We start from the raw sequence: 17,114 nt of genomic DNA on the forward strand, positions 1-17,114 counted from the left end.
TGAGAATTTTAAAGAATTTCTCTAAATATTAGAGAGTTACATAAATCAAAAGAGAGAACAGAAAAATGATTTCAAGAAAAAGAGTCATTGAACTGGCAAGAGAGCTCCGCAAAAATGCCACTCCTCCAGAAAAGTTACTTTGGGCAGAAATGAGAAATCGGCAAGTCTGCGGGAAAAAGTTTTTAAGGCAACATCCATTGATCTACGAGGAAGACCGAGGTCGACTTCATTTTTTCATCGCTGACTTTTATTGCGCTGAATATAAATTGGTTATTGAATTAGACGGCAAAATCCACGATAAGCAGAAATATTACGACCGTGAAAGAGATTTGATCATTGAAAGATTGGGCCTGAAGGTTTTACGATTCAAAAATGAAGAAACCAAAGAGATGGATAAGTTAATAAAGAAAATTATATCTCAATTCTGAATTCACGGCTTTTCGGACTCACCCCTGTCCCCTCTCTACGCGTAGAGAGGGGAACTCTTGAATAAATTCAGAGCCAAAATTCTTTGATAGGGATCAAAATTGAGTTTTCAAGTCACCCCCTCTTTGCGATCCGCCTTAGGCGGAGAAAAGAGAAGGGCCGGGCCTGTCTTCCGTAGTCTTGTACAGAGGAAGAGGGTGAGTTTAACTACCCCGTAATCTTCCGCTTCACTGCCCTTCCAATAAACCGCAACTTCTCACGCAGCGGAAAACGTCCCAGGTTGGTTTTAACAATTCCTTTTGTAAACCGGGTTCTCTTGGAATAGTCAATGTTCACATCCACAATCACCGGAATTCCTTTTTCCGCATCTTTCAAAGCTTTATCGATCACCGATTGGATATCGGCATCACTCTCCATTTTTTGATATCCGGCACCGGTAGCTTGAGCAACCCCTTCAATATCGAGCTGCCCCAACTGCGTGCATACTTTGCGATTGTACGGTATCTCCTGCCCCTGAGAAATCTGTGACAGTTCCCCGTCATTGAATACAAAAATGACCACACCCTGCTTCAAAGATGTAGCAGTCAGAATTTCCAGTCCGGTCATCAGAAATGCACCGTCGCCCACAATTCCTACAACCTGCTTTTCCGGATTACCCAGCTTGGCTCCGATGGTGGCCGGCACACAGTACCCCATGCAGTTGAAATCTGTCGGACAGATAAAGTGCCTTGGCTTGCGAACTTCAAAAAGCTCTGCCGTTAAAAAGGTGTGATTTCCATCATCGGCCACTAAAATCGCATCGTCCTGTAACTGACTGCGTAATTCCCTGAAAAAGAGTGCTGGATTCACTCTATCTCCCTTCAGATCATCTTTCCACTCCTTGAAATAGTTGACCTTCTCTTTTTTGATAATACTTTTGACCTGATCTTCCCGATCATCACTCCCTTTTCCATCATCCAGCTTCAGTAAAAGCTGATTTACCACATTCGATGCATCCCCATGAATCGTTACTTTTGCCGGGTAGTTTTTGTTGAATACATCCGGGTTGATGTCGACATGGATCAGATTTTCAGGTACCTCCATCCCAAAACTGCCGGTCGGAATTTCACCGAAACGTACGCCAATGGCCAGCAGGCAGTCACACCCTTCAAACGCTTTCTCGGATGCAGGCACCGCATACTCCCCGATTCCCATTCCCGTGTGCAACGGATGATTTCCCGGAAAACTACTCAACCCCTGAAGCGTAGTAGCAACCGGAGCATTCAGCTTTTCGGCCAGTTTGATTAGCAAATCCCCACAATCCACTGCTCCCCATCCAACAAATAGTCCGGGCTTCTTCGATTTCTCAAGAAGCTTAACCGCTTCATCTATGGAGTCATTGTTGGGCTTCGGAGTTTGCAGGGTTGATGAGTACTCCGGAAGCTCGTCAATCTCTCCGGCAAAAAGCTGCAGATTGACCGGAATTTCCACAAATACCGGTCCCGGTTCCCCGGAGATGGCTGTTTCATAGGCGCGATAGATCGTCGGTACAATCTCCCGGTGACTCTCAACCTTCCAGCTCTGTTTGGTAATTCCCGATAGCACTTTGTGCTGATCAATATCATGTAGCTGGTAGGCCCTCCCTGTGTCGGTCCGGATTCCACCCGATATAATCAGCATCGGAATACCATCAAGAAACGCTTCTCCAATCCCACTCATGGCGTGAGTCATTCCTGCGGCGGGGACAATCATCATACACCCGATGGATCCGGATGTCCGACTCATCGCGTCGGCCATAAACGCTCCGCCCCCTTCGTGTGTGACCAGAATAGGTTCAATCTGTTTAGATTTATTCAGTTCATCATAAATCTCAGTATTGTGAACTCCGGGAATTCCAAAAGTGTGGGTAACCCCTACCTGCTCCAAAGAAAAAACAGTAAGTTGCGCGCCGGTCTTTTTCATCACATTCCTCGTTTTGAGTGCATTTAGATATTTAAAAAAATCATTATGAACTTTCCCCTCCTTCTCAAGGAGGGGATTAAGGGGTGGTTAGTTTTACTATATCAAAACTGAAATAATTAATCCGTTCAGTTTTTTATGTTTCTCGCTGAATCTCGCAGATGAATTCGCAGAGTACACTGAAATTCTGAATTTCTATCAATTCAACATAAAAAGAGAGCATTCTTCATCTTAAGAAACAAAAGAATTCAAACACCCCTCTTAATCTCCCCTTTTTAGGGGAGATTTGCATTGCTGATCTCAGAGATTAGTTCACATCCAACCCCGCTTCTTTCCCAGCCACCCTTCCGGTCAGAATACAACCACCCAGAAATGTGCCTTCCAAAGACCTAAGCCCGTGAATACCGCCTCCACCAAACCCGGCCGCTTCACCTGCAGCATAGAGTCTGGGAATCGGTTCACCGGTTGCATTCAACACTCTGCTTTGGAGATCGGTCTGAATTCCACCCAGGCTTTTACGGGCTAAAATAAACTCCCGTATCGCAATCAGCGGATAGGCTTTTTCATCATCAATCTGTTGAAACTTGCAGGTTCGTAGGCGATCTCCCATAAATTGTCTCAAATGTGCAATTCTCCTCAGCTGCTCATCATTCATATACTTTTTACCCCGGGAGATATTCTCATCATACGACCGGACCTCCTGCTCAAGCAACTCTCCATCAACTGATTGGTTTCCGTTCAATTCGTTCATCTTCTGCGCTAGTTCAGAAACAGAGTTTGCCGTCACAATATCGATGCTTTCTCCCAGCAGCCGGTTCGTCAATTTCTTGTTTCCAAACAGAAGCGTTTTGATCACCTCAAGACGTTTTTTATCGCGAAATGCAGTCATATACTCCGATCCCGAAACAGCCAGTTCCCGTTCCATAATTTTCCTGTTCATCACCTGCCAGGAGTATTGACCGGGCTGCTTGCAAATCTGCTCCACCAGATAGCGAGTGTCGTACGAGGTCACAAGCGGAATCGGGCCTATTCGCTTTCCATGTGCATTTACCCAAAGCGCCGATTTTGGCGGAATCAGGCTCAGCCCGTGGTGCGGTTTTCTGGGATTTGGGTGATGTATCCCCGCAGCGTAGTGAAACTGTTTTTCGAGATGCGTTACATTTCCACCTGCCTTTTTCACGGATCGATGCATACCTCCATCCGCGTATTTGTGGGAACCGGTTAGCATTTTTTCAGGCGGATCACCCCACGGCTTGTACCAGTGCTTGCGAACTACATCCAGGTCACCACAGATACCGCCCGCAGCAATAATCACCGCACCGGATTCCACGCGGAATTTCGTTTGGTCCGCTTCAATTAAACCGTGACAGCCGGTTATTTCCCCATCCTGCGAATCCAAGTCCTCCACTTTATGATTGTAATGAATCGTCAGGTTACCACGATTGGGATGTTCATCCATATGATGAATCAGGGCTTCCATCAGTCCGTGACCTGTTCCCCAGGTGATGTGCCAGCGCGGGACGGAATTCCCCGGTTTGAAGAGTCCACGCTCCGGCCAGTTGACCATCGCCAGAAATGAAACTCCGCGATTTTTCAGCCATTCATAGATATACTCCAACGAACTGTAAGTATAAAACTCCGCCCACTTTTTCGGCCAGTCTGCATCTTCTTCAAACTCAGCGAAAGATGTCCAGTCTTTAAGCGCCAGCTCAGGTGTGTCATTGATCTTCATCCTTTTCTGCTCAGGTGTGCCGATCATACAGATGCCGCCAAACGACCACCTTGCCAGTCCACCCAGATTCTCTTCATCATCCCGATCCAGAATTAACACTTTTTTGTTCTGATCGAGCAGTTCAATAGCAGAAACTATCCCGGCAATTCCTCCACCCACAATGGCTACATCTGCTTTGTATAGTTGATTACCCATAAAACAGCATTCAATTTCTAAATGTAGTTTGAAATAGTCACATAAATACTTTAAAAACCAACTAAAATCTTCGTTTATGTTAAATCAGAATAAACATGGTTATCCTTTTCGTTTCTCGCAAATTAGCGCAGATAAATCCGCAGAACCTCGCAGAATTTCTGCGTAACTTTGTGAGAATGGAATCAGATGTCATTTAATGCTATGTATAAATTTCATTAATCTATCTCGTTTTTGACAGTAGTGAATTAGTGTAATTGAATTTCATTACACTATCAGACATATCACTCTACTTATTCTTAAACCGGCCAACATTTGAAAAAAGTGTCCAAAATGAGATAAACAAAACCGCAAATAATCCGAACGAAACAGTTGACCCGAACGACAAATCGAACTCGGTAATACCTTCGATTAATCCGGCTAACAACCCACTCATAAAACCTGCTGACACAATTGTAACCCCAAAGCGCATTAACCGATCAATGAAATCAGTATTCGGATACTTCTCTGTGGAGAACCTTTCCCTTATTGATGAGCCATCCGTCTCTGAACGGTCTTGATCCGGTGTTTTACGCTTTTTTGTCTTCTCCGTTTCCATAATTCGTTTCTATGAATCTCAATTTTCAAATTCAGAGTAATTGTTTTTCATTACATTAACAAAAATGTACCGATCGATTTGCCGGTACGTATCGATATTATGAATAATTCAAATTTCCTGGAAATGCTGAAAGTTGCTGTTGCTCAAATAACTCCTGTATGGCTTGATAAAGCCGGTACCCTCAAAAAAGTAAAAGAACAGATCCAGCAAGCCGGGAAGGCTGAGGCCGACCTTGTTGTATTTGGAGAGGGAGTTGTTCCCGGATATCCTCATTGGATCGGTTATACTGACGGTGCCGCATGGGACTCAAAGGTTCAAAAAGAGATCCATGCCCACTACGCTAAAAATGCCGTACAGATTGAGAATGGAGATCTCAATGAGATCTGCCATCTCGCTCAGATCTATGAAATTTCGGTCTATTTGGGTATCATCGAACGACCCGCCGATCGTGGCGGTCATAGCCTCTACTGTTCCCTGGTCTATATTGATCAGACCGGAGAGATTAAATCGGTTCACAGAAAACTGCAGCCAACCTATGAGGAACGGCTGACCTGGTCACCCGGAGATGGAAATGGACTTCAAGTTCATCAGCTGGGAGAATTTACGGTGGGCGGACTGAACTGCTGGGAAAACTGGATGCCACTCCCCCGCGCAGCACTCTATGGACAGGGCGAAAATCTGCACGTGGCAGTCTGGCCGGGAAGCTACAGAAATACGCACGACATTACACGTTTTATCGCTAAGGAATCGCGTTCATACGTGATCTCCTGTTCCGCACTCATGACCAAAGAGGATTTCCCAAAAGACATTCCTCACTACGACCTGATTATGGAGAATGTGCCTGATGTGCTCACTGATGGCGGATCATGTATATCCGATCCCAGAGGCGAGTGGATTGTGGAACCCGTTCAAAACGAGGAGAAGCTGATCACTGCTGAAATTGACATCAACCGGGTTCTTGAAGAGCGACAGAATTTCGATCCAAGCGGACACTATTCACGTCCTGATGTAACCAAACTGACGGTGAATCGGGAAAGGCAGTCCGTTGTACATTTAAAGGACGAATAAATTCACTCTAGCATATCCTCATTTGCAGTTTACGAGTTACAACATATCACCGAAACAAATTCCACAACTGGCTTTTAGTCTGATTCTGATTTCAGTTCTCTCAATTTCAGATGCAGTAGCCCAGGACTGGCGTTTTTCAGCCGGATATTCCATTCAGCGATATGGACTCGAAATTACACCCAATCCCGATTATCTGGGTGACATTAGCTTTACTCAAAAAGGCGTTCTGGAATTGGAGCTCGAGAAATATTTTGCCCATCACATCTACCTTAGCGGAAATGGTGGAGTTTTAATTAATAACAGTGAATCTGCTTTTCACGGCGGCCCAATTAACTTTAACCGTACATCCATTGGGTTGAATCTCGGTTTACAGTGGAACAGACTTGGACTCTATACTGGTGTTCACGGCGCTTATTCGTGGAATATGAATTTCCGAGGATATTCTACAGATGACTATGATTCATCGATTTATTGGATTGAGTCTGACAAAAATGATGAACTTTTCAGTGGTGGTTTTACAGTTGGAGCAAAGTATTATCTGCTCAATTTTTTCAGATTACATGCAGAGATAAAGTCACATCACTACTCTCAACATACCATCCGACCCAATCCGGATTCACCATACATTCCAACTACTTCAGAAATTCAATTCAGGCCGGTTACCGTTTCCCTGGGTTTTTCAATCAGTATTCCCTGGCACAGCAAAAGCAAACTGGAAAAGTATAATAGCGGTTCAAGGTCATCACCACTGATGAGTGTAAGCGGATTGCAGATACAATCTCCGATGGAAAGAAGTATAGTAACTTCGCCCTTTGGTTACCGATGGGGACGTCCCCATGAAGGTATCGACCTGGACGCCGATCGAGGAGATCAAGTGCTGTCTGCAGCAGATGGTGTAGTTGAAGAAACCAGTTATTCAGCCAGCTATGGCCGGAAAATTGTAATTCGACACGGCAGGGAATACACTTCAACATATGCCCATTTAAATGAAATTTCAGTTCAGGAAGGTGATCGGGTTAGAAGGGGTCAAGTGATTGGGCAAGCGGGCAATAGTGGTAATGTTACCGGTGTTCATCTGCACTTCGAAATAAGAAAAAACGGGCACCCTGTTGACCCTCAGGATTACATACGTTTCTGACGCATCAATACAACAGTTGTAAAATCTGCTCAAAAATGTATTCTAACTTGATATCGATCTCCCAATTTATGTAATTGTTTGAGACGGCCTTCAAAAATTCGTTGAATTATCGTTGTGTGTTCAAGTTTACTAACGAATTCAACTTCTAAGCTCTGCAAAAATCCCCAATCATCTAACAGACATCTCTATGCCTAAAGCTACTATTTTCTCTTCATTTATCATTTCTATGCTCACCTTTCTGGCAGTCTCGGTTTATTCCGGTGACGTAAAGGGACAGTCAGATTCAGATATTTACTTGATTTCGGATGAACTCAATGACCGGGCAAAGAATCTTCAGGCTTTAGTTGAGTACATGGACGAAAAGGGTTACAACTTTAAACCTTTGGTAGAAGATTCAAGGTTTGAGCTGTATGAAGGTATAACCGAAAGGTTTACAAGTTCAGCAGAGCGCAGAACCCCCACCCTGGACGAATACAAACAAATACTCGGCTTTGACGCTAAAAAAAGTGAAATCCAGCAGTTTATCGTCAACAATCAGGAACAGTTGATAAAGGCTGAGCAGGAGTATGATATTCCCCGATATGTAATTGCCGCAATTATTGGTGTTGAATCAGATTTTGGAAGAAACATCGGTTCTTACAATCCTTTGAATGCCTATGTATCGATGATTGCTGAAGATTATCGAACAGAATTTGCCCGTGCCCAACTGGAAGAGCTTTTAAAATTTACTGAGCGTCATGAATTGGATGTTTTTGAACTGAAATCGAGTTATGCCGGGGCAATGACATTTGCCCAATTTATCCCGTACTCCTTAAACCGCTGGTGGGTTGGGTCTGAACTATTTAATATGGATAATAATATTCTATCTGTAGCCAACTACCTCGCTCACTTCAAAAATGTTACCGGAAGTGTGGAACGGGCGGTTTATCGGTATAATCCGAGCCAGCTTTATACGGATGCGGTTCTGTCACTCGCTTCTGATGCCGAGCAGATGTTTGAGTAATTTTTTGTAAGCACTCATTAATCTATTAATACCAGACCTGTCAGGTTTCCAAAACCTGACAGGTCTTTTTTTTGAAACGCCAATAAACTCCGCTTCACTAAGTTTCACGAAAAATTCTTAATGCACTTATTCCCTATTCTAACGATCCGCCAGTGGCGGATCCAATGTCATTAGCCCCGGCTGAAAGTCGGGGAATAGCGTCAGTATCAAATTAAGAACCCCAAACGGGGTTCAATGCTACTTCTTCGTGAAACTTCGAGATTACCTGCCTTCGTGGCAAATTCAACCCGACACTAATTAGCACCAAACAAAAAAGGACAGCCTGAATGAATCAAACTGTCCTTATTCTGGTAATTCAAATTTATAGAGACGCTGTCAGGTACCGAATGCTTTCGGCACGCTGACAGGTCATTGCATTAGTTGCCCAACATCTGTAATCCCGGTAGGCCTGTTGGCTCGGGCGACTGAAATGGAAACGGCCCGACTGTTTGCATTCTCGGCCACACCTCATTGAGTGTATCACCCTCATACAGACGGCCATTCTTCATCACCATGTTTATGCTGTCAGAATTTCTAAGATTATCCAGCGGGTTACGGTCCAGAATGACAAGGTCAGCCAGCTTACCCGACTCAATAGATCCGACATCACCATCCAGTCCAAGTGCCTCAGCCCCCTGAATGGTGGCGATTCTCAACGCTTTGTGAGGATCCACATCATCCCAGGCCATTGCCCAAAGCTCCCAGTGGTAACCGAGTCCCTGCAGCTGGCCGTGACTACCCACACCGTTCATTCCACCTGCATCGTAGATATCCTCCACAATTCGCGAATGGCGATCCATCACGTAAGCATCATCATGAAACCATCCTGCACTTCTTCGGAGCGCTTTACCTTCAAGCTCTGCCCGCGGTGTGAAATACTGCAGTTTTGGATTATTTGCTGCATCCTCATGGGCATAAAAATAGTTTTCCGCCCACGGTCCACCATATGTAACAAGCAGTGTCGGTGTATAAGCCATTTGCGACTCGGCCGTCACCTTGATCACATCTTTATATACCGGCGAAATTGGGTAGTTATGCTCCTGCCCCGGATAGCCATCAATCAGCATCGTCATGTTCAGCTTCATGTTGAGCGAGCCTTCCGTAGTCGGCATCAGCTCCTGCTCTTTGGCAGCCTGAAGAATCCACTGACGCTGCTCGCGGTTACCGGCCACATACATTTTGATCGTTTTTGTATCGTAATATTTACTGTATCGGGTCAGTACATCACGCGCATGATCCAGATCCTGAATATTTTCTGACCAGAAGACGCCCGGTCCGGTTTGATAAATTCTTGGACCGATAATGTTTCCGGCCGTCACCTGATCGGAATAGGTAATCAAATCCGTTGTTCCGGTTTGAGGGTCACGCAGAGTGGTAACACCGTACGCCAGATTCGCAAGGAACGACCAGATCTGTGGCTGATGCAGATTTCGGTACGGACGAACATGCGCGTGGGTATCCACAAACCCCGGCACGATCGTCTTGCCGCTCATATCACGTACATCCGCATTCGATGGAATATCAACGGAACCGCGCTCACCTACCGCTGCAATTCGGTTGTTTTCAATTACCAGATCGGCATTTTCGATGATCTCGTATCCGTTCATCGTAACTACGGTAGCACCGCGAAGTGCAAGTACTCCTTCAGGTGTGTCGCGATTGGCCATCACTTCAATCGTCAGCTCTTCAGCCTTGTAATCTTTTGGACGGTCACTGTCTTCCTCTTCTTTTTCTTCGGCCTCTTCTTCATCAGCCGCCTCAGAATCATCGCTTTCTTCGTCCTCTTCAGCGTCGTCCTCCTCACCCTTTTCATCATCATACTGCTCTTGTTCGCGCTTTCTTTCAGCTGCAGCATCCAGGTTATATCTGAAATGTCCATTTCCTATCGACCAGTGAACGGTTCGGCCGTCCCAGCTCCATGCCGGAAATTGTCCACCGATGTCGGTCAGCTTAATAGAAGGAAACGCTGCCCGATCCGGATTGGCAACGCTGATGGTTTGCGCTTCACCGGCACGAGGTACGGTTACCGTATAGATATCACTGCCAATTTCCGCCAGTGCCTGATCTCCTTCCGGTGCCATCAAAATTGTGGAGGCACGGGTAGGACTGGTTGAGCCGGGAGACGTTGGACCGGTTACCCGAAGATGTTCACGTTCATCAGTTCCATCATACCGGATTGAGATCAACCCGCGCGACGAGTGGTTCAGGTAAATTCGATCACTATTTTTGATAAAATGAGGATTTCTTCTTCCATCCGTGCTTGCAATAAAGTTTGCATCACTGCCGTCGGATGAAATCCATATTAAATCATCTGCAGAAAATGGCACAAATGGTCCCGGTGCAGATGTAAAGTTACGCTCGCTGCCGCGTACAGCTACGATTCGATCCTGTGTCTTCGACCACGCCAGCTGCTGATACACCGCCGATTGATTAGTTAAACGCTCAGCATTTCGCCTGCCATCAGCACGCTTGCGGTAAATATGTCCGCCTTCATCAGGATGCCAGGTCGCAAAGGCAATCCATCGGCCATCGGGCGACCATGTTGGGAATGCCTTCACACTGTTCAGTTCAGTAAGTTTTCTTGGAGTTCCATCCGGCAGATCCATGACATAGAGATCATTCAAAACAGTAAACGCGAGCTGTGTTCCATCTGGAGAAGGAACCGCATCGCGAACCTGACGAACCACAAACTGCTCGCTATCCTCAATCGGGTATTTAAATTCCAAGCGCGGCCCCAACTCAATTTCTGTGTCTACTTCAAAAGGAATCTCCACAGCATCACCCTCTGCATCAACCGGAATTTTCCAGAATTTTCCGCCGTATGTTGTAACTACATGTTGATTGTCGGGTGTAAACGACATGGAGGGAAGCACATCACGGGTTGCTCGGCTCTCCTGATCATCCCGCTGGATCGGATAAGCCAACCAGCGCTCTTCACCTGATTCCAGATCACGAAGTACCAGTCCCGTCTCATTTTCGTGACGTGTTCCGTAAACCAGCCACTTTCCATCCGATGAAAGAGTTGGGCGGAAGGCCGATCCGGTTCGAGCTGTCTGGGTATGCCGCTGACCGGTCTCCAGATCTACTTTTGCAATCTGATACTGTGGTAAAATCGCGTTATAGCTCCAGTCGCCTGTCCGCTGTGAAAACCATAAATATTGATCATCTCCTCCAAATGCCGGTTCAATGGATTTTAAATTATCCGGAGTATCCATGAACTCAGTTCCGTTTCCGCCATCTACATGATACATCCAGAGTTTATGAACACCGCTTCTCAGACCGGTTCGGGCCGCGATGATGTATTTTCCATCCGGTGTAAAAATGGGGGATTGCATACGGTAATTGTTGCCGCTTGTCCGCTGTTCGGTTTCCATGGTTTCCAGATCTAAAATCCAGACGTTGTCTCCGCCGCTTCGGTCCGAAATAAACACAATTTTATCTCCGTCCGGGTTGTACGATGGTTGTGCATCAAATGCCATTCCGTGGGTGAGCTGTACCGCCTCTCCCCCTTCGATTGGAAGCTCAAACAGGTTCCCCATAAATTCGAAGACCATTTTTTCTCCGGAGGGATGAATATCCAGCGACATCCAGGTTCCTTCATTTACCTGAAGATGAACAGAGCGGTCCGGTTCTATTTGTAGATCTTTATGGCTTGACTCCTCTTCGCCCTGGGTTGATTGTCCCAATGCGACAGATGTGAGCCCAAACAGCACCGTAAATAGTGCTACTGATAGCAGTCGTATCAAATTCTTCATGTTGATTGATTGGTTTTTGTTGTGATTTATCGAGCTTATAAAATTCTGAACTGTACATTTAGATTGCAAAAACGTGAATACCCACCATTGCGAGGCTGTGTAAAAAAGCCACTGAAGTACAGAAATCCACGGAGGAAACAAACCATTCCGAGATTCCGTGGCAATATCATATAACGTCAACAAAGAACATAATAAATGAAGCCCGACCTATTTGTAAAAATGATGCCGAATTCAGGGAATCCCTTAAGATATCTGCATCTTAAAATTATTATTATTATATGTCCTATTGTTCGATTTGAGGGTGATTTATTGGATTACAAACGATGATCTACCTGAAAGAAATAACCAATGCTTGACCTGTTACAATCAAAATTGAAGCACTAAATACAAACAAAGGATTAACTTAGAATATCTATCAAATACCAGTTCCCTTCCATGTGGAGTGCTTTTACGACATAGGCAGGGGTGGGTAGACGCTGTCAGGTACCGAATGCTTTCGGCACGCTGACAGAACAAATCAAACCGAACATAAAGAAGTAGAAAAAGGAGATAACCTGAATTCAATCTTAACTTTAGAATAGATCACTCCCCTCCTTAAAAATGAGGGGACTTTTTGAGTTCAAAATTTGACTCAAAAAATCAAACTCTAGCAAAAAACATACGGAGCTACCAAACATGAAGAGACCTACAGAGGGCGGATTAAAGCACATGAGAGATTTCATGGCTGAACTGAATCTGCAAGAAGACGAATTTGAATTCTATGGAAAATATACCGGTAAAATCAGGTTGAAAGCCCTGAAAAATCGTGAGAAAGAACAGGATGGAAAACTGATTCTGGTTACGGCGATCACTCCCACTCGCGCGGGAGAAGGAAAAACACTGACCAGCATTGGTCTGGGACAAGGACTTCAGGAGATTGGGAAAAATGCGATGATCACTCTTCGTGAGCCATCTATCGGACCCGTTTTTGGAATGAAAGGCGGAGCGACCGGGGCCGGTGAATCGGAAGTATTGCCGATGGAGCGGATCAACCTCCACTTTAATGGGGATATGCACGCTATCACAACGGCACATAACCTGTTGGCGGCAATCGTAGATAACCACCTTCATCAGGGTAATGATTTAGAGATTGACCTTACCCGTCCGGTTTGGAATCGTACACTGGACATGAACGAGCGTGCGCTGCGAAACGTCGTGATCGGTCTTGGCGGATATCCGAACGGAGTACCGAGAGAATCCAATTTTATCATCACGGCCGCTTCTGAGATTATGGCCGTACTGGCACTTACCGAGAATCGAAAAGATCTGAAACGACGACTTGGAAATATGATTATCGGATATACCCGAAGTGATGAGCCGGTTCGGGCAAAAGATCTTCAGGCGGAGAAATCCCTGGCCGTGGTTCTGAATGAAGCGATTATGCCTAATTTGGTTCAGACAACCGAAGGTGTCCCTGTACTGGTTCACGCCGGACCGTTTGCAAACATCGCACACGGAACCAACAGCGTGATAGCCAACCGAATGGCGCTCAAATTTGCGGATTACGTCGTAACGGAAGCCGGATTCGGAGCTGACCTCGGAGCGGAGAAATTCTTCGATATCGTGGGGCGGCAGACCGGAATCTTTCCATCGGCCGTGGTCCTGGTTGCTACCGTAAAAGCACTGAAGTGGCACGGCGGTGTGGGCATGGACGACATAAACAAAGAAGATGTGACCGCACTTGAAAAAGGAATCGTAAATCTGGAAAAACATATCGAGAATGTCCGAAAATTTGGAGCAAATGTGGTGGTAGCCATCAATCGGTTTGATGACGACACCGATAAGGAGATCGCCTGGATTCAGAATTGGTGCTCACAACAAGGTGTGGCCTGTGTCCCCCATACGGCATTTAAGGATGGCGGAAAAGGAACCGCAAAGCTGGCTAAAGAGGTTGTGAAAGCGGCAGAAACGCCTTCGGATGTTAAACCAATTTACGATGTTGAGCTTCCGGTTGAGGAAAAAATCATGACCATTGCGAAAGAGATTTACGGTGCTGATGATATCTATTTTGAAACGAAAGCTGAAAAAGAGCTGTCCCGTTTCAAGCGGATGGGCTACGACAAACTGCCGGTCTGCATCGCCAAAACACAGAGTTCACTGAGTGATCAGAAAAATAAATTGGGTGCACCCAAGGACTGGACACTGACGGTGACAGACATTCGCCTTTCAGCCGGAGCGGAGTTTTTGGTTGTTGTTTGCGGAAACATGATGCTAATGCCCGGCCTTCCAAAAGTACCCGCCGCCTACAATATGGACGTGGATGAGGAAGGAAACATCAGCGGATTGTTTTAAATGATTAAGCCACGGAATCACAGAATTGCACGGAAGAGTTTCTATGTATCATTCCGTGTTTCTGTGGCAATTGTTTAATCTATGACGCTGTCAGGATCCGCCTACCGGCGGAACGCTTACAGGTCTTTTGAAGAAAAATAAAACCCCTTTAATCTTACGACTGAAGGGGTTTTTATCTTAAACAGTATTAGCTGATAATTCTGTACTAATCCTCACTTTTATTAAGGAACATGGCATCCACGGAAAACCTGCCGCTGCCCATAAGTGCAAGTGATAACGTAGTAATTAACATTAATAAATCAACCCGAACGCCTGCACTCGAAATATCGAAATCCCCCAGTTTGGTAGTAAAAATTGCCACTACCATAATGAAGGCTAACAGTAAATTTGGAATGCGAGCTTTGACCCCAAAAAGTACCATAAGGCCACCTACAAATTCCGTCAAGGCTACAACCCATGCCATAATACCTGCCATTGGTATACCTAAATCACCAAAAAATCCCTGCACACCTTCAATGCCATTCAGTTTGCCCCAACCGGCTACTACAAAAACCAATGCTACACCGATTCGAAGCAGCAATAACGCTAAATCATGATTTTTTGATAGAGTTGAGTCGTTCATATCTGTCTCCAGTTTGTTTTGGATTAATTGTTTGATATCAAACTACTTCTATAAATTAATCCGAAAGTTGAATTTTGCAAATTGTTGGAATGACCTATTCATGGCTTACATATTCAAGCCGGGAATTTATTCCCGATCATGGCATCAGCAAATACAGCTCGTTGAATAAATATTAGGATTGACCGGTGTCCGCCTCTGACGGTTTTGCACTTCAACCTAAGCTCTTTATTCGGCGGGAATGTTTATCCGACATTCTACCCCCCCAGGTTTCGCTTTGCTTCACCCGGGGCTACGTTCTGATCGCTCCTTCGGAGCTTTAACTGTTGAAAATTTTGTGCTGTTGTCCAAAGTATTTGTTACAACTAAACTTGTTAGTGATGATATACAGAATCGTCCATCACAGTTCGGTCAATCGTTAATTCGCAATTCATTTTTAGTATTGGCTATTGCCTCTTACCCATTCATGGGTAATAAATACGAGCCGGGAATATAATCCCGGATCAAACTCAGTCCAAATCCCCGCTCCAATACCATATTCCACCCACCATCACGCCTTCGATATTCTCCCCGAATGGAATGGAGTTCAGCGGATTGCTGCTGAGCAACAGCAAATCAGCACGATACCCTTTAGCCACCTTACCGGTTTGACCCGGCTCTTCCAGATATTCACCTACGTTGACCGTTCCAGTTTTCAATGCCTCGTAGGGAGTCAGACCGGATTCGACCAAAAGCTCCAGCTCGCGATGGGCAGAATATCCCGGTGGGTTGAAAATTTGTGGAGCATCCGCGCCGAGTAGCAGTCCCGCTCCGGATTCGTGCAGGGCAAGCGTCAGTTTCTTTCGAATCTCCAGAAATTTCCGGGCTTGATCTGCATCATAATCGTCCGATGAACGAATATCACCGATGTACTCTCTCCAGCCATTTACCACATTTTCAGGCATTGTATTCACACCCGGCCATTCCATCATCACTTCTACGGTGTTCTCCAGATTGAATACATTCTCCAGCAGCGTATTGGTTGGCACATTCCATACTCCGGCTTCAACCGTTCGCCGAGCAGCTTCATCAATGAGTGATTCATCCGCGTGGGGAGTTAAATCATACCCGAAATAGATGATATTTGGGTCCGGACGATTAGCGGCCTCACCGGCCATAAATTCCATATATCGATCCAGGTGATCAATCGTACCCTGTCCTGCTTCAAGGGTTCGTTCCAGACCAACATCGTAGGAGATGTGTCCTGAAAACTCCAAACCCTGTTTTTTTGCTTCATCGGCCATGGCATCAAACACTTCACGTGAAAGGCCCGGATGCAATTTAAGAAGGTCATAACCGGCATCTTTCTGATCCCGCACCATCTGACGAGCTTGTTCTGGGTTGGTTGCAGAGTTTCCGTTAAACGACGGACCGGACGTGAAAATTCTTGGACTCACAATTTCACCATTTGCCGCCTTTTCTTGCAGTTCCAAGTGTGAAGGCTCGCCCAGCATTCCGCGGATGGTTGTGATTCCCTGCGAAACATACATTTTCAACACTTGGTTTACATACTCTTCTCCCTGTCGTTCAGATGGAATATGAGCATGCATTTCAGCCAGACCCGGCATCAGATAATACTCACCGGAAATAATTTCGGCACCGCGAGGCAACTCTGCCTCCGCTGCTGGACCCACCCATTCAATGACCCCATCATTAACGATGACGGTTTGATTACTCTGAACCCGATCATCTTCCATAGCAAGCAAATTCACATCCTGAAAGACAACCGTTTGAGCATGAATCTGAATGGAAAACAGAGTCATTAGTACCATGAGAAGAGTTGAGATAGGTAATTTCATAATTCTGACATTTAATTGATGGATCTTTTTAATTTGTAAAATTTTAGGGAAACAATTTTGCCATCAGAGAATGATTTGATCAAAAGGTGTAAAAAATCACAGATGATATTTATTGATTGGATATTATCTTACAAATACTCGTTATTAGCTGAAACAGTTTTAAATTAATTACTCTATCATGGCCAATAAACCCGACCGAAATGATCCCTGCCACTGCGGAAGTGGGAAAAAGTATAAAAACTGTCACATGAAGAAAGATCAATCCGGCACATCTTCGAAAGTTGGAATGATTGGAATTGCAGTGGCTCTAATTTTGGGTCTTGTATTGGTCGGACTGGCCCTTTCAGGCGGAGATGCTCAGCAAGATTGCCCACCCGGCACTAACTGGTCTGCCGAACACGGACACTGTCACTAATTTTAAAGAAGTCCGCTCAAGT

The 17,114-nt window shown here is 45.3% G+C and carries 12 protein-coding genes; 6 read left to right on the forward strand and 6 right to left on the reverse strand.

What is annotated here, in order from left to right; all coding sequences use genetic code 11:
* Window positions 1–65 precede the first annotated feature (65 nt).
* The gene (locus CWD77_RS05885) at window positions 66–428 is read left to right on the forward strand and encodes an endonuclease domain-containing protein (protein WP_101072330.1); all 363 of its coding nucleotides are present in this window, start codon (window positions 66–68) and stop codon (window positions 426–428) included.
* Window positions 429–633: 205 nt separating this feature from the next.
* On the opposite strand, the gene CWD77_RS05890 is transcribed toward CWD77_RS05885, so the two are convergent.
* The 3 genes from CWD77_RS05890 to CWD77_RS05900 all read right to left on the reverse strand — a co-directional run bounded on the left by CWD77_RS05890 (window position 634) and on the right by CWD77_RS05900 (window position 4,886).
* Entirely contained in the window at window positions 634–2,367 is a 1,734-nt protein-coding gene (locus CWD77_RS05890) for a thiamine pyrophosphate-binding protein (protein ID WP_101072331.1), read from the reverse strand.
* Between the two features lie 304 nt (window positions 2,368–2,671).
* Window positions 2,672–4,291: an FAD-binding dehydrogenase gene (locus tag CWD77_RS05895; protein WP_101072334.1), complete on the reverse strand. Its 1,620-nt coding sequence runs from the start codon at window positions 4,289–4,291 to the stop codon at window positions 2,672–2,674.
* Window positions 4,292–4,577: 286 nt separating this feature from the next.
* Complete coding sequence (locus CWD77_RS05900; RefSeq protein WP_101072335.1) at window positions 4,578–4,886, reverse strand: hypothetical protein; 309 nt, start codon at window positions 4,884–4,886, stop codon at window positions 4,578–4,580.
* A 99-nt stretch (window positions 4,887–4,985) separates the two neighbouring features.
* Between CWD77_RS05900 and CWD77_RS05905 the strand changes: the two genes are divergently transcribed.
* The 3 genes from CWD77_RS05905 (at window position 4,986) to CWD77_RS05915 (ending at window position 8,095) form a co-directional block, all read left to right on the forward strand.
* On the forward strand, window positions 4,986–5,954 hold the full coding sequence (locus CWD77_RS05905) for a carbon-nitrogen hydrolase family protein (RefSeq protein WP_101072955.1): 969 nt from the start codon (window positions 4,986–4,988) through the stop codon (window positions 5,952–5,954).
* A gap of 22 nt (window positions 5,955–5,976) precedes the next feature.
* Entirely contained in the window at window positions 5,977–7,092 is a 1,116-nt protein-coding gene (locus CWD77_RS05910; RefSeq protein ID WP_101072336.1) for a peptidoglycan DD-metalloendopeptidase family protein, read from the forward strand.
* A 187-nt stretch (window positions 7,093–7,279) separates the two neighbouring features.
* Window positions 7,280–8,095 (forward strand): lytic murein transglycosylase, encoded by an 816-nt coding sequence (locus tag CWD77_RS05915; protein ID WP_240596676.1) that lies wholly within the window; start codon window positions 7,280–7,282, stop codon window positions 8,093–8,095.
* A 416-nt stretch (window positions 8,096–8,511) separates the two neighbouring features.
* Here the strand turns inward: CWD77_RS05915 and CWD77_RS05920 are convergent, their stop codons facing one another.
* The gene (locus tag CWD77_RS05920; RefSeq protein WP_101072338.1) at window positions 8,512–11,889 is read right to left on the reverse strand and encodes an amidohydrolase family protein; all 3,378 of its coding nucleotides are present in this window, start codon (window positions 11,887–11,889) and stop codon (window positions 8,512–8,514) included.
* Between the two features lie 675 nt (window positions 11,890–12,564).
* On the opposite strand from CWD77_RS05920, the gene CWD77_RS05925 reads away from it, so the two are divergent.
* A complete protein-coding gene (locus tag CWD77_RS05925; protein ID WP_101072340.1) occupies window positions 12,565–14,220 on the forward strand; it encodes a formate--tetrahydrofolate ligase in 1,656 nt (551 codons plus the stop codon).
* Between the two features lie 205 nt (window positions 14,221–14,425).
* On the opposite strand, the gene CWD77_RS05930 is transcribed toward CWD77_RS05925, so the two are convergent.
* Both CWD77_RS05930 and CWD77_RS05935 read right to left on the reverse strand, forming a co-directional pair.
* A complete protein-coding gene (locus CWD77_RS05930; RefSeq protein ID WP_101072341.1) occupies window positions 14,426–14,842 on the reverse strand; it encodes a DoxX family protein in 417 nt (138 codons plus the stop codon).
* Window positions 14,843–15,348: 506 nt separating this feature from the next.
* A complete protein-coding gene (locus tag CWD77_RS05935) occupies window positions 15,349–16,677 on the reverse strand; it encodes an amidohydrolase family protein (RefSeq protein WP_101072342.1) in 1,329 nt (442 codons plus the stop codon).
* 178 nt (window positions 16,678–16,855) lie between these two features.
* Between CWD77_RS05935 and CWD77_RS15615 the strand changes: the two genes are divergently transcribed.
* Complete coding sequence (locus CWD77_RS15615; RefSeq protein WP_206017950.1) at window positions 16,856–17,092, forward strand: SEC-C metal-binding domain-containing protein; 237 nt, start codon at window positions 16,856–16,858, stop codon at window positions 17,090–17,092.
* Window positions 17,093–17,114: the final 22 nt, after the last annotated feature.

Source organism: Rhodohalobacter barkolensis (genome assembly GCF_002834295.1).
GTDB classification, from domain to species: Bacteria; Bacteroidota; Rhodothermia; order Balneolales; family Balneolaceae; genus Rhodohalobacter; species Rhodohalobacter barkolensis.

Coding starts and splice junctions, on each gene's coding strand:
- CWD77_RS05885 (WP_101072330.1), top strand. CDS start 66: ATGATTTCAAGAAAAAGAGTCATTGAACTGGCAAGAGAGCTCCGCAAA.
- CWD77_RS05890 (WP_101072331.1), bottom strand. CDS start 2,367: ATGAAAAAGACCGGCGCGCAACTTACTGTTTTTTCTTTGGAGCAGGTA.
- CWD77_RS05895 (WP_101072334.1), bottom strand. CDS start 4,291: ATGGGTAATCAACTATACAAAGCAGATGTAGCCATTGTGGGTGGAGGA.
- CWD77_RS05900 (WP_101072335.1), bottom strand. CDS start 4,886: ATGGAAACGGAGAAGACAAAAAAGCGTAAAACACCGGATCAAGACCGT.
- CWD77_RS05905 (WP_101072955.1), top strand. CDS start 4,986: ATGAATAATTCAAATTTCCTGGAAATGCTGAAAGTTGCTGTTGCTCAA.
- CWD77_RS05915 (WP_240596676.1), top strand. CDS start 7,280: ATGCCTAAAGCTACTATTTTCTCTTCATTTATCATTTCTATGCTCACC.
- CWD77_RS05920 (WP_101072338.1), bottom strand. CDS start 11,889: ATGAAGAATTTGATACGACTGCTATCAGTAGCACTATTTACGGTGCTG.
- CWD77_RS05925 (WP_101072340.1), top strand. CDS start 12,565: ATGAAGAGACCTACAGAGGGCGGATTAAAGCACATGAGAGATTTCATG.
- CWD77_RS05930 (WP_101072341.1), bottom strand. CDS start 14,842: ATGAACGACTCAACTCTATCAAAAAATCATGATTTAGCGTTATTGCTG.
- CWD77_RS05935 (WP_101072342.1), bottom strand. CDS start 16,677: ATGAAATTACCTATCTCAACTCTTCTCATGGTACTAATGACTCTGTTT.
- CWD77_RS15615 (WP_206017950.1), top strand. CDS start 16,856: ATGGCCAATAAACCCGACCGAAATGATCCCTGCCACTGCGGAAGTGGG.